The organism is Mycolicibacter nonchromogenicus, assembly GCF_002101775.1.
Lineage (GTDB): Bacteria > Actinomycetota > Actinomycetes > Mycobacteriales > Mycobacteriaceae > Mycobacterium > Mycobacterium nonchromogenicum.
In genome coordinates, this window is record NZ_LQPI01000053.1 from 1 (window position 1) to 12,530 (window position 12,530).

General features: G+C 65.1%; 15 protein-coding genes. 8 read left to right on the forward strand and 7 right to left on the reverse strand.

What is annotated here, in order from left to right:
• The first annotated feature begins 99 nt into the window (after positions 1–99).
• The gene (locus AWC18_RS21685) at positions 100–504 is read left to right on the forward strand and encodes a hypothetical protein (RefSeq protein WP_064999376.1); all 405 of its coding nucleotides are present in this window, start codon (positions 100–102) and stop codon (positions 502–504) included.
• A gap of 114 nt (positions 505–618) precedes the next feature.
• Here the strand turns inward: AWC18_RS21685 and AWC18_RS14555 are convergent, their stop codons facing one another.
• Positions 619–993, reverse strand: a complete 375-nt coding sequence (locus AWC18_RS14555) for an ArsR/SmtB family transcription factor (protein WP_064999456.1) — start codon at positions 991–993, stop codon at positions 619–621.
• A gap of 89 nt (positions 994–1,082) precedes the next feature.
• On the opposite strand from AWC18_RS14555, the gene AWC18_RS14560 reads away from it, so the two are divergent.
• From AWC18_RS14560 to AWC18_RS14570, 3 genes are read left to right on the forward strand one after another with little or no spacing between them, the layout of a single operon-like run.
• Positions 1,083–1,874, forward strand: coding sequence for an arsenite methyltransferase (locus AWC18_RS14560; RefSeq protein WP_064999375.1), 792 nt, complete (start codon positions 1,083–1,085; stop codon positions 1,872–1,874).
• Entirely contained in the window at positions 1,871–2,983 is a 1,113-nt protein-coding gene (gene arsB / locus AWC18_RS14565) for an ACR3 family arsenite efflux transporter (protein WP_207504865.1), read from the forward strand. Before AWC18_RS14560 ends, arsB begins: the two co-directional genes overlap by 4 nt.
• Positions 2,980–3,420, forward strand: a complete 441-nt coding sequence (locus tag AWC18_RS14570; RefSeq protein WP_064999374.1) for an arsenate-mycothiol transferase ArsC — start codon at positions 2,980–2,982, stop codon at positions 3,418–3,420. Before arsB ends, AWC18_RS14570 begins: the two co-directional genes overlap by 4 nt.
• A 344-nt stretch (positions 3,421–3,764) precedes the next feature.
• On the opposite strand, the gene AWC18_RS14575 is transcribed toward AWC18_RS14570, so the two are convergent.
• The gene (locus AWC18_RS14575; protein WP_082961245.1) at positions 3,765–5,375 is read right to left on the reverse strand and encodes a cation:proton antiporter domain-containing protein; all 1,611 of its coding nucleotides are present in this window, start codon (positions 5,373–5,375) and stop codon (positions 3,765–3,767) included.
• Positions 5,376–5,585: 210 nt separating this feature from the next.
• Here AWC18_RS14575 and AWC18_RS14580 point away from each other — a divergent pair, with 210 nt between their 5' ends.
• Positions 5,586–6,044: a hemerythrin domain-containing protein gene (locus tag AWC18_RS14580; protein WP_085139190.1), complete on the forward strand. Its 459-nt coding sequence runs from the start codon at positions 5,586–5,588 to the stop codon at positions 6,042–6,044.
• A gap of 22 nt (positions 6,045–6,066) precedes the next feature.
• On the opposite strand, the gene AWC18_RS14585 is transcribed toward AWC18_RS14580, so the two are convergent.
• The 4 genes from AWC18_RS14585 to AWC18_RS14600 all read right to left on the reverse strand — a co-directional run bounded on the left by AWC18_RS14585 (position 6,067) and on the right by AWC18_RS14600 (position 9,634).
• The gene (locus AWC18_RS14585) at positions 6,067–6,744 is read right to left on the reverse strand and encodes a CPBP family intramembrane glutamic endopeptidase (protein WP_420093347.1); all 678 of its coding nucleotides are present in this window, start codon (positions 6,742–6,744) and stop codon (positions 6,067–6,069) included.
• A gap of 174 nt (positions 6,745–6,918) precedes the next feature.
• On the reverse strand, positions 6,919–7,470 hold the full coding sequence (locus AWC18_RS14590; RefSeq protein WP_234784553.1) for an NAD(P)H-dependent oxidoreductase: 552 nt from the start codon (positions 7,468–7,470) through the stop codon (positions 6,919–6,921).
• An 88-nt stretch (positions 7,471–7,558) separates the two neighbouring features.
• The gene (locus AWC18_RS14595) at positions 7,559–8,347 is read right to left on the reverse strand and encodes a sulfite exporter TauE/SafE family protein (RefSeq protein ID WP_337333730.1); all 789 of its coding nucleotides are present in this window, start codon (positions 8,345–8,347) and stop codon (positions 7,559–7,561) included.
• Positions 8,348–8,425: 78 nt separating this feature from the next.
• Positions 8,426–9,634: an oxygenase MpaB family protein gene (locus AWC18_RS14600; RefSeq protein WP_085139191.1), complete on the reverse strand. Its 1,209-nt coding sequence runs from the start codon at positions 9,632–9,634 to the stop codon at positions 8,426–8,428.
• A gap of 56 nt (positions 9,635–9,690) precedes the next feature.
• Here AWC18_RS14600 and AWC18_RS14605 point away from each other — a divergent pair, with 56 nt between their 5' ends.
• Both AWC18_RS14605 and AWC18_RS14610 read left to right on the forward strand, forming a co-directional pair.
• Positions 9,691–10,320 (forward strand): TetR/AcrR family transcriptional regulator, encoded by a 630-nt coding sequence (locus AWC18_RS14605; protein WP_234806535.1) that lies wholly within the window; start codon positions 9,691–9,693, stop codon positions 10,318–10,320.
• 111 nt (positions 10,321–10,431) lie between these two features.
• Positions 10,432–11,259: an SDR family oxidoreductase gene (locus tag AWC18_RS14610; RefSeq protein WP_085139192.1), complete on the forward strand. Its 828-nt coding sequence runs from the start codon at positions 10,432–10,434 to the stop codon at positions 11,257–11,259.
• A gap of 22 nt (positions 11,260–11,281) precedes the next feature.
• On the opposite strand, the gene AWC18_RS14615 is transcribed toward AWC18_RS14610, so the two are convergent.
• Positions 11,282–11,917, reverse strand: coding sequence for a VldE C-terminal domain-containing protein (locus tag AWC18_RS14615; protein WP_109560096.1), 636 nt, complete (start codon positions 11,915–11,917; stop codon positions 11,282–11,284).
• A 198-nt stretch (positions 11,918–12,115) separates the two neighbouring features.
• Here AWC18_RS14615 and AWC18_RS14620 point away from each other — a divergent pair, with 198 nt between their 5' ends.
• Complete coding sequence (locus tag AWC18_RS14620) at positions 12,116–12,448, forward strand: DUF732 domain-containing protein (RefSeq protein WP_064999366.1); 333 nt, start codon at positions 12,116–12,118, stop codon at positions 12,446–12,448.
• Positions 12,449–12,530: the final 82 nt, after the last annotated feature.

The following is a 12,530-nucleotide window of genomic DNA, read 5'->3' on the forward strand; positions in this document are numbered from 1 at the left end:
AGATCACCCATCCAATCTGATTGGGTGGCCTACTTTTCAACCGTCGCGACTGGCCGGGTTCTCAACCGTCGTTAACACGATCTGTGTTGTGCACCCGCCGTGCTGGCCGCCGCATACGGCCACGCAAGGTTGTATCGCGACTTCCACGACGCTGCACGCTTCGCTGTCAAAGACGCCACCCGGATCCTGCGGTGGTGGGCCATCTCAGGCTCCGGGGCGCTGTCGGGGCACCCCACCGACGTCGACGCCTACATCACCGCCTATCCCGACCTGATCGACCTGGCCGGCATCCTCGCCGATGCGCGACAGCACATCTGGAGCCCCAATGCGGCGAGGCTGCCACGCAGTCGTACTGGGGAGGCTGTCTACACCCGCTGCGCCCAACGATTTCCGCAACATCGCGACCGCACCGGGCCCGTCGAGCAGTGGATCTATGACCAGCAACTGATCGCCGAACGCCGCAGCCTGGCCACAGGGACCGATGCTCAAATCAGCAGATGTTAGTCGGCTGGGACCGTCGATGCCTGGTGGTTGTCGAGGGCGCGCTACGCACGGGCTTCAAACCTGCTGCGGACGATCACTGCCGCACGGACCTGTCTGCGGCGCAGGGTCTGTAACTCAGTGACGACCAGCGCGGGCGAATACCCCAGCCAGCGCCTCCAGGGCGGCGGGCACCAGCCGGTAATAGGCCCATTTGCCGCGCTGTGTTCTTTCCAGCAAGCCAGCTTCGACCAGGGTCTTGAGGTGGTGTGACACCGTCGGTTGAGTCAGGCCCACCGGGGCGGTCAGGTCGCACACGCAGGCCTCGGCACCCTCATAGCCCGCGATCAGCGATACCAGCCGCAGCCGGGTCGGCTCAGCCACTGCCTTGAGCACCCCCGCCAGCCGCTCGGCGGTCGCTGTGTCCAACACGCCCTCTGTGAGCGGGCTGCAGCACGCTGCCACGTCGGCCGCCAGCAGCGGGACGGTAGTGGACGTGGTGACAGCGGGCATGATCACAGTATGCCATATGCATTGACAGTCATCGATGGGTCGTGCAGACTGCACCCATAGACATCTGTCGATGAATGGAAGTGAGACGAATGACCACCGAACACAACGAGTTACGTGATCAGGTGCGGGCGAGCTACGGTGCCGCCGCCGACGCGGTGCGCAGTGGCGACACCAACAGCGACGTGCTGAGCGCAGCGAGCTGCTGCGGGTCCAGCGATTCGGCCGATGTCGGTGTCATCTTCGGCGCCGGCCTCTACGGTTCCGATGAGCACTCCGAGCTGCCCATCACGGCCGTTGAGGCCAGCCTGGGCTGCGGCAACCCGACCGCGGTCGCCGACCTGCGCCCGGGCGAACGAGTACTCGACCTGGGGTCTGGTGGCGGCATCGACGTGCTTCTCTCGGCACGTCGGGTCGGCCCGCAGGGGTTCGCGTACGGCGTCGACATGACCGACGAAATGCTCGCCCTGGCCGAGGAGAACAAGATCAAGGCCGGCGCCACCAACGTCGAGTTCCGCAAGGGCACCATCGAGGACATCCCGCTGCCGGACTGCGCCGTCGACGTGGTGATCTCCAACTGCGTGATCAACCTATCGGCCGACAAACCGGCCGTGCTTGCTGAGATGTTCCGGGTACTGGTTCCCGGCGGACGGATCGGGATCTCCGACGTTGTCGCCGAAGACCACCTCAGCGCGGCTGAGCGCGCCGAACGCGGCTCCTACGTCGGCTGCATCGCCGGGGCACTGTCACGGCAGGAGTACCTCGACGGGCTGGCCGCAGTCGGATTCACCTACGCCACTGTCGAGTTCACTCACGAAATCGCCGAAGGAATGCACGGCGCGATCGTCCGCGCCACCAAAGCCGACGCAAGGTGCTGCGGATGAGCGACACCGCCATAGTGACTGCTGCATCCGCAGTGGCCGCCAAAATGTCGACACTGGACCGGTTTTTGCCGGTGTGGATCGGGCTAGCGATGGCCGCAGGCCTGACGCTGGGGCGGGTGGTGCCCGGCCTGGGCGAAGCGCTGGGCGCCGTTGAGATCGATGGGATCTCGTTGCCGATCGCGCTCGGACTGCTGGTGATGATGTACCCGCCGCTGGCCAAGGTCCGCTACGACCGACTAGGCGAGGTCACCGCTGACCGCAAACTGCTGGTGTCCTCGCTGGTGTTGAACTGGCTGGTCGGGCCGGCGTTGATGTTCGCGCTGGCGTGGACGCTGTTGCCCGATCTGCCCGAATATCGCACCGGGTTGATCATTGTCGGGTTGGCCCGTTGCATCGCCATGGTCATCATCTGGAATGACCTGGCGTGCGGGGACCGCGAAGCCGCCGCGGTGTTGGTCGCCTTGAACTCGGTCTTCCAGGTTGTCATGTTCGCCGTACTGGGCTGGTTCTATCTGTCGGTGCTGCCCGGCTGGCTGGGCTTGCCGCAGAGCGGGATCGACGTTTCCGTGTGGCAGATCGCCAAGTCCGTGCTGATCTTCCTCGGCATTCCACTGCTGGCCGGGTATTTGTCTCGCCGCTTCGGCGAACGCGCCAAAGGCCGCGATTGGTATGACTCGCGGTTCCTGCCCCGCATCGGCCCCTGGGCACTGTATGGGTTGCTGTTCACCATCGTCATCCTGTTCGCCCTGCAGGGCCATCAAATCACCTCCCGACCAGGGGATGTGGCCCGAATCGCGGTGCCATTGCTGGCCTACTTCGCTATCATGTGGGCAAGCGGCTACCTGCTCGGCGCTGCCCTAAAAATCGGCTACCCGCGCACCACCACACTGGCGTTCACCGCCGCCGGCAACAACTTCGAACTCGCGATCGCGGTGGCGATCGCCACCTACGGCGTCACCTCCGGGCAAGCCTTGGCTGGGGTCGTGGGACCGCTCATCGAAGTACCAGTGCTGGTCGGTCTGATCTACGTCTCCTTGGCCCTGCGCCGACGCTTCACCCAAATCGTGGCACCCTCGCTGCCGGCGCCGGCCAGGCAGGACCAACGATGACTGACCAGGCCGTCCCCACCGTGCTGTTCGTCTGCGTCGGCAACGCGGGTAAATCCGTGATGGCACAAGCCCTCATGCGCCATAGCGCCGGGTCGCGGGTCAATGCGCTCTCCGCGGGCACCCACGCCAAGACCGGTGTCAACCCACTGTCCGCAGAAGTCATCAACGAAATCGGTGTCGACATCACCGGCCACCAACCGACCCAGCTGACCGACAGCTTGATCCAGTCTGCCGACCTCGTGGTGGTCCTCGGAACCGAAGCCCAACTCGACCCCACCGTCACCACCCCGGTCGAAACCTGGGAAACCGACGAGCCCTCCCACCGCGGCATCGAGGGAATTGAACGTATGCGCCTCGTCCGCGACGACATTGCCAACCGTATCCAGGACCTGATCACCAAACTCGTGCCCAACGACACGAAACCATCGCCGGCATAGGTAATGCCGCCAACCAGGCCACCGCTACAAGCCGGTCTGCCTCAGATCAGGTGACAAAACCGACCCACCGGGATTGTCACCTGATCTGAGGCACCGCAGGTCAAGCGGCCACGGGCGCCTCAGGTAGAACGACAACGGACATGAGGATGCCGGAGCCGGCGCGGCGAGAGTGGAACCTGAATTTCGCGACGACGTTCGGGGTCCCGGCGCCCGCGATCTGTAGGCGCCGATTGACCGGCACTCCCCCTTCGTCAGGCGTATCGTCACAATACGTCACAGTGACGAATTGCTTTGTAGGCCTGCACAGTTCGGGCTGACATCGGAAATGCTCGACTTGAAGCACTTCACCGCGGCGTCTCGCCGGATCTGTCATCGGGGTCGTGTGCCGTGCTACCGCCCACCTGATCGGCCAACTCCAAACCCGCGCCCGCATAGACATTGAATGCGATGTCGACACCGTGCTCTTTGGCCCACTGGACCTCGTCGTCGTACCTGGCGACCGCGGCGACTTTGCCGCCGAATCCCGACTCACGCAGACACGCGAGCGCGGTCACGTTGGCGCCGTGACGCGGCATGGCCAGCACGGCGATGCGTACCGACTCCGAATTCCGCAACCGATGCCAGAAGTCCAGATCTGTGGCATCACCTTCGATGACGCGCAGGCCGTCGGCCGCAAGTCGTTCGACGCGTGGTCCGTCGTAATCGACCCCGACCGCCCGTAATCCGTAGTGTCCGGTCAGTCGTTCATAAGCCGCGAATCCCACCCGGCCCATGCCGATCACCACGACCTCTGCGTCGCCGGCGTCGGCAGGGCGTTCCTCCGGAACAAGGGTGCTCTCATCCTGCGCCGGCAGCCGCGCCGCGATCTTCTCGACCATCAGGTGCCCGCGACCGTTGACCAAAGCCGCGATGACGAAGCTCAATGCCACCGCAATCGACATCTCCACCAGCCATGCCGGTGCCAGCAGTCCGGCCGACACGCCGACCGATACCACGATCAAGCCGAACTCCGAGTAGTTCATCAGGCTCAGCGCGGCGAGTAGTGAGGTGCGATACCGCAGCTTCATGCGCGACAGCAGCAGTACGTACCAGGTGCCCTTGAAGGGCAGCAGCAGCACCATCAACAGGGCGACACCCACGGTGGGCAGATCCGGCAGCCCGGTGAGGCCGATCGACACAAAGAATCCGACGAGCAGTAGTTCCTTGATGTGGAACAACGAGCGTGCCAGCTCGGACGACGCTGAATGCGACGCCAAGAGCACGCCGACGATCAGCGCTCCGAGATCGCCCTTCAGCCCCACCGCCGAGAACAACGCGTACCCGGGCACAAATGCCATCACAATGCCGAACAGCGATTGCATCTCACCGTGGCCCAACCGACTCCAGATCCTGCGTGCGAATCGGGTCAGCGGCCACAGCAGCACCAACGCCAGCGCCCAGGGGCTGGGCAGGTGACCGCTGGTCGCGGTGAGGAAAACGACCGCGACGATGTCCTGCATGACCAGGATGCCGATGGCGACGCGCCCGTACAGTGCGTGAGATTCGCCGCGCTCCTCGAGGACCTTGACTACGAATACCGTGCTGGAGAACGACAAGGCGAAGGCGAGCAGGGCGATGGTTCGCACACTCTGGCCGGACAGCATCGCGACGCCGGCCACGGCGGCCAGCCACAAGGCGATGCTGCCCAGGACAACGCTGACCATCATGTGCACCGTTGTCGTCAACCACACCTCACGTCGCAGCAGGATGCCGGCGTTCAGCTTGAGGCCGATTGCGAAAAGCAGCAGCGTGACACCTAGATCGGCCAGCACATCTAACTGCGGCACGTGCTCGACGTGGAGGGCGTTGATGACGAAACCCGCCGTCAGGAACCCCACCAGAGGTGGCAGGCGCAGCGCCATCGCCAGCCCGCCGAGACCGAACGTGATGATGAGATAGATGGTGACTACTGTCACGCGCGGCCCCTCGCTTTAGGTGTCATGGTTCTCCCAGTATCCCGGCAGCCGGCGGAGTCTTCGTCGGAGAGTCCTCACCGACTCCCGAAGGCAGCGGCTCGCTGAATCACCTGTGCAGGCCCGAGTGACGTTTGACGCGCAGGAATTGGGGTACCCACGACTGCCGGTCGGCGTGGGCGGAAGGCGGCCCATCGGAGAGAAAGAGTTGCCATGGCGGACAACATTTTCGAGGCACTGCGGGAAAGCCACCAGATCCAACGGTCGTTGTGTGACAAGTTGCTGCGATCTGCGCCGCACACCGAGGAACGCGTCGCGCTGTTCACCGAACTGCGGGTGGAACTGGCGGCGCACGCCGCCGCCGAGGAGCGCTACCTCTATGCGCCTGTTCTCATGGCCGACGCCGGGTTGAATTCCTCACGCCATGCTCTGCACGAGCATCATGAGATCGACGAGCTCATCGAAGAGCTGCAAGTCGTCGACAAGAGCCGGGCCGGGTGGCTGAATCGGGCTCGGAAGTTGTCCGAGCAGGTTGATCATCACCTGAGTGAAGAAGAGAAGAAGTTCTTCCAAGTCTCTGGATCGATCCTCTCCGACGCGCAAAAACAGCGACTGGCCGGTCAGTATCGCCGCGATTACGCGCGGATGCGTAAGGTGCTCAACGGCGGCTGATCCAAGCCTGCAGAGGCCTGGATCAGGCGGCAAACAGTGGCGGCAGCACCAGCATCATGACCAACCCCCACACCAGATGAGTCAGAACCGGGGCCAGTACCCCACCGGTCGCGCGTCGCTCGAGGGCGCAGACGGTGCCCAGTACCACCGCAGCAATGCCCAGCGCCGCGTTGCCTGACACCGAGGTCGCCACGGTATAGAGCACGGTCGAATACAGCAGTGGCCGAGTATGTCCCAGCGCGCTGTAGAGCGCTCCGCGGAAGAACAGTTCTTCGGCCACCCCGTTGAGCACGGTGACGACCACCAGCATTCCCAGGTGACCGTCGTGTGCGTAGCTCAGCACGCGCCCGATCGGCTCTGCGATCACCTCGATCTCGCGGGCACCCAGCGATCCCGCGATGAACACTGCCCCAAGCGCTCCGCCGATCCCCACGCCCATCAGGATCGGACGGCGTCGGCGACCCGGAGCACTGACCCAACCCAGCCGCAGCGGCCCCGACACCAGGGCGCCCCCACCCCACACCACCGCCATCGCCGTGGTCAGCCAGTAAAAGCTCGGATCGCCGGGAACGCGGGTCAAGGACACCCCGAGTAACGCTGCCCCCAATACCAACACCACAACCACGATTCTGCGGCGGCGGCGCTGTACGGCAGGCGGTTCGACCGGCTCGCTCGGCCCAGACCTAAAAGCTGAAATCAGCGATGCCAACGCAGCGCCCGTCGAGGTACCGGGCCGGGGAACGTACCGATCATGCTGCCCAGCCTATCCCGGCTGCTCCCGTACAAGATCGAACGCCACTAACATTGTGGCAATGCTGCGTAAAGTGAACGGCCGCTGCGCGTTTTGAGGGTTTTCGCCCAGGTTCTGTTCCGGCTAGATGTGCTCGATCAGGCGCGACCAGACCCCCCGAATCGATTCCACCACTTGGGGCGACTCCCCTGGTGGCGCACCGTTGAGATCCTTGGCCGGTAGCGACAGTTCGATGTCCTCGGGCACCTGCGCGCCGGCGATTGCGAGAGACTTGCGGGCATCCGAATGCGCCCACTGCCCGCCGTAGCGTCCCAGTGCAGAACCGATCACCGCTGCGGGCTTGCCCTTGAGCGCGCTGTTGCCATACGGGCGCGAGAGCCAGTCGATTGCGTTCTTGAGCACGCCGGGCAGGCCACCGTTGTACTCAGGTGTGACCACGAGCAAGGCGTCGCTGGTGCCCACCTCGGAGCGAAGCGCGTGCACCACGGGATCGGCTTCGGCAGTGTCGAGATCTTCGTTGTAGTGCGGCAACTCGCTCAGCCGGTCGAACAGGATCGGCTCGACATGCGCAGGCGCGTGAGTGATAGCCGTCGCCGCCAGTTGGCGATTGAGGGATCCGGACCGCAGACTGCCCACCAGGATGAGAGTTCGCACTTGGGAGATTTCCTGGGTCATAGGTAGCCTTCACTGTTGAGTTGATCTTGATCGTAGCGTCCGTTCTGCACCGTGCGCTGACTCCCCCTGCGGCCCATGATCTCCCCGGTCAACGAAGCGCATCGACGACGTAGAGAACGGCGGTCACGACAGCAAGTGCGCCCAGCGTTGCTCGTAGTGCGGCTTCCGGTAACCGCGGCTGCAGCCGGGCACCGAGATAGCCGCCGGCGAGCCCGCCGGTCCCGGCGAGCAGTCCCGCTGTCCAATGCGGCGCGACCTGCAATCCTGACGTGACGAGCGCCAGGATCGCATAGGTCGCGGCCCCGGCCACCGAGGTGACGAACGTGCAGACCAATGTGGCCGGCGCGACGGTTGCCACCGGCGCACCGTAGCCGACCAGGATAGGGCTCAGCAGCGATCCACCCCCGATGCCGTAGATCCCGCCGATGACACCAACGGTGAACGCGATGGCGATGGTCAGGTTGCGGCCCAGCGGAGTGGCATGTGGCGCCCGCGGCAGGCGACGTCGTCCAAGGAAAAGCCAAATGCCAAGCGGAAGAAGAAAACCCGCCACCAAGAGCCGGAATACGTCAGGGCCGGGAATCAAGAACACCCGGACGCAGGCGCCGAACACGACGCCGGGGATCGTGCCGATGAGCATGGTCGCGGTCAACGCACTGTGTAAGGTCGCCTGGCTGCGGTAACGGGCCAGCGCCCCCGGGACCGCGACGATGTTGAACAGCAAGTTGGTTGGCGTGACGGCCGGGCTGGGAATCTGGAGAACACTGATCTGGATCGGCAGCAGGAACACCGCGCCGGACACACCGACCGGAGCGGTCACCAGTGCGACTGCCAGCCCCGCGACAAAGCTCAGCAGAACCAGATCGGACACGCTCACCCCAGCACTATCGCCGCAGCCTCGTGCCGTCGGCCAGGGTTTGAATCATCGTGCTTGCGTTGCGAACACGGCCCGCCGCTACGCGGAGCGCACCGCCGCAGGATGGCCACCGGTGTCGGGCGCGGCATCCACTAAGTCGTGGTCTATGCCATAGCGCTGTCGTTGATCGGCCATCAACTGCGGATAGTTGGCCAGGGCGCGGCGGGTTCGCAGTTCGTTGACGCCGGGAATACGCGCCAGTACCCGGTTGACCCCGCCGACCGCCGGGCCGATCACCCGCGGCAGGTATTTGAACGGCGTGTCGGCGACACCCAGGCGGCTGGCGTTGGCGTCGCCGAGAAAGGCCCGGGTCATGCCGTTGATGATGTGCACGCCCACGCGGTGCTTCCAGGATCCGCCGAAGGGCAGCAGCTCGGCGATCTCGGGCGCCAAGTAATCGTGCGTCAACGCGCGGACAAAATCACGGTCGTCCTCGTTGGGCTCCACCGCGGTCAGCGCATACAGCTCCGCGATGCGGATCTGATCGGCTTCGGTGGCCGGATTGAGTTCGTGTGCAACACCGTTGAGCAGGCCGACATAGCGCCAGAGGTGGTAGATGTCGTCGAGCTCTTCTCGCGTATAGCGAACCCCCAGCTGGTGCATCGCCGCCAGGGCGATCCGGCCGAACTCGACGATGGTGAACGCCATGTAGCTCTGCGGAATCGGGGTGCCCCACGCATCGCTGTCCCAGTCGGTGTCGGTCAGCAGATGGCGCCGGACGAACGCATGAATCATGCGGACCCGCACTGTCGTGGCCACACCGGCGCCGTAACGCCGCAGCCCGCCGGGAGTCAGGATCGACTGCAGCCACGCGCCGACCTCGATCGACCGGACAGCGGCCTGACTGGTGTAGCGGCCAGTCAGCACCAGCGGCATCCCGGCGACGGAGTTCATGGCCCCGGACGTCAACGACGCTGCCCCCAGGACAGTGCCGTAGGAGGCGGTGTGGCGCACCAGGTGCCCGGCCGCGCGATTCAGGCGGGCGTGGTCGAGCCAGTCCGGTTCGTGATCGATCTCGGCGAACAACGCCCGCAACGACTCTGGCGGCGAGTCGACGGAGGCGATGCCGTGCTGGAGTGCGGCCTGCAGCATGGCCATCCCCGCCCCGCGCGGCATGGTGGCGAAATCGGCGACGACGGCATCGGCGGTCGGATCGGCGAGGCGCGTCCCGGCGATCCAGTCGCGGCCGGCCTGGCCGTATCGTGCAACGGCCAGGTCGGCGTTGGGGATTGTGGGCGCATCTGCCATACAGCTATGGAAACATGAGAACCCCTCACTTACTACTCACTTTTGCGGAGGGCGCGATGTCGGCGCAGACCCGGTCGCGGCCGCAGCAGCAGCGGGCCCGCGAGATGCGCAGTCGCCTGCTCGACACCGCTCGCCAGCTGATTGCGCGCCGCGGTGTGGAATCACTGACCACCCAGATCATCGCCGACGCCGCGCACGTCAGTATCGGCACTGTCTACCGGTACTTTCCGGACCGCGGGGCCATCGTCGCGGAGTTGGTGGATGCCGCAACCCGCGACATCTCCTTCCAACTGGTGCGAAGCGTGGGCCAGGCCATTGACCTCGACGTGGACCAAGGGGCGTTACTGGTCGTCGACACCCTGACCACGGCCTACGAGCAGCACGCCCCGATCCTGCAGGCCGCGCTGACATCCTCATCTTTCGATCTGCCGCCCTACCTCAACCACACCGCGATGGACGAGATCGAACGCAGCCTGCTGCCGCTGGGCAGTGTGATCCCGAGCAGGTCGCGCCCAGACCTGTCGCCGGCAGAGCTGGACGACCTGGTGTTCGTGACCATGGGTGTGACGTCGAGCGCCTGCCTGCGCATCGCACTGCAGCGGCCGGCGAACGCGGATCGCGACGCGATGGTGCGCCTGACGGCGACCATGCTGGCCGCCGCGCTCAAGGCCCCCGGGGCCGCTTGAGCTGCTTTACAAATCTAGGCCAAACTGTCACGCTTGCGGCCGGACTACGGCGGACCCGATCCCATCGGAAGGTCCGCTGCTCCCCACGCATCGACGACAAGGAGTCAGCAGGTGACAGGCACCGAATTCTCCGGCCGCACCATGGTGGTGTCCGGCGCAAGCCGCGGTATCGGATTGGCCATCGGGCTGGGCGCGGCCCGACTGGGCGCCAACGTGGTGTTGCTGGCCAAGACGGCCGAGCCGCATCCACGCCTGCCCGGCACCGTGCACACCGCGGCCGCCGAGATCGAGGAAGCCGGGGGCAAGGCACTGGCGGTCGTGGGCGACGTGCGCAGCGAGGAGGACGTGCAGCGCGCCATCGACGCCGCGGTGGACCGATTCGGCGGCATCGACATCTGCGTCAACAATGCCAGCTCCATTGCCACCGAGCCGACAGAACAGTTGTCTGCCAAGAAGTTTGACCTGATGCAGGACATCAACGTGCGCGGGACGTTCCTGCTGACCAAGGCGTGCCTGCCGCATCTGCGGCGCTCAGCGGCGCCGCACGTGCTGACGATCGCTCCCCCGATCAACCTGAACCCGTACTGGCTGGGTGTGCACCCGTCCTACACGCTGTCCAAGTACGGCATGACGCTGTTGACGCTGGGCTGGGCTGCTGAATACGCCGATGCCGGAATTGCCTGCAACTGTCTGTGGCCGCAGACCTACATCGCCACCTCGGCGGTGGCCAACTCCCCCGACGGGGGTGAGTTACTGCAGAAGGCGCGCAGCCCGCAGATCATGGCGGATGCGGCGGTGGAGATCCTGCGACGCCCAGCCGCCGAGGCCAGCGGCCGGTGCTACATCGATGAAGACGTGCTCGCGGAGGCCGGCGTGACGGACTTCTCCGGTTATGGGGGTGGCCCGGAGCCGTTGCTGGACTTCTTCCTCGACCGGTAGACCGCGCGGCGTCTCCGCGCCGTCAGCGCAGGTATACCTCGGTACCTCTGGGGTAACCGCCGCCGGTGGTGGTGACGTGCACGTGGTCGTAGTGGCCGTAGCCGCCGCGCTGCGCTCCGCCGCCGGGCGTGTAGTAGACGCCGCGCCAGATGGCGTCCTGCAGGCCGAATCGGCCGGCGTTCTCCATCACGTACGCCACGATCGAGTCTCCGAGCGCGATGCCCTCGGCGCTGCCCGGGTTGGGAATCATCACGTCGAGCGCCAACCCGTTGGGGTGCCAGCGCAGCGAGTCGGCCCGTACGCCACCGATCTGCATGATCTGGGGGAAGGCGTCGCTGATGCTGCGAGCGGCCTGGATCGTCCGCACCTGCAGGCCCCGTTCGGGGGCGACTCCTTGGGGCAGGAACCGCGGCACCGTCCGCATTCGTGATGCCACGGCAAACCGCGCGGGGGCCCCCGTTTCCGGGGCTGCCACGGGTGCCGCGACCAGCTGCAATCCGCCTGGTGAATTGTCTTCAGCAACCACCGCAATGGCTTGTTTTGGCGCGGCAGGATTGGCGCTACCTCCCACAGCAAAGAACAATGCAGCTGGTGCGAGGACGGCAGCCATCAATACCGATGATCGTTTGCGCTGGCTGGCTAACTCGTGTCGGCCCACGGGTAGACACAATACGATAAACGTGGCTAATAGTCACAAATTTATAAAGCTCACAAAATTCTTATTGTCATACTCGTCACATCTGAATGGTCGACGGGCGCCGCGTTGCCTGCAATTCGCGCAGGTGAAGCGGCATCAGTCCCCCCGTCCCCGCTGCAAAGGAAGATCACCTAAGCAGATGGGTCTACACTGCATCTCATGAAATCGACGACCCTCGCCGCAGCGGTCCTGGGCTTGGCCGTGACCTTCGCAGCACCCGCTCACGCCGACCCCGACACCGATTTCGCCCGGGAACTGCACACCTACGGCATCTACGGTCCCCGGGACTACAACGCGTGGCTGGGCAAGATCGTGTGCGAACGCCTGGACAAGGGCGTCGACGGTGACGCGGCCAAGTCGGTCCGCTTCATCACCCCGAACCTGCAGAAGGGCACCAACCAGGCGCAGGCCTGGCAGTTCCTCGGCGCCTCGATCCACACCTACTGCCCGGACAAGCTGCCGGTGCTCGAGCGCGCGGCGCAGCAAGGCTGATTGAGGGGCCGTCTCCCCTGGCCCCGGCGGTGAACCCGCCCTAGGGTCGGTGATAACCGATCCGACCGGTGGGAGGGCCCGC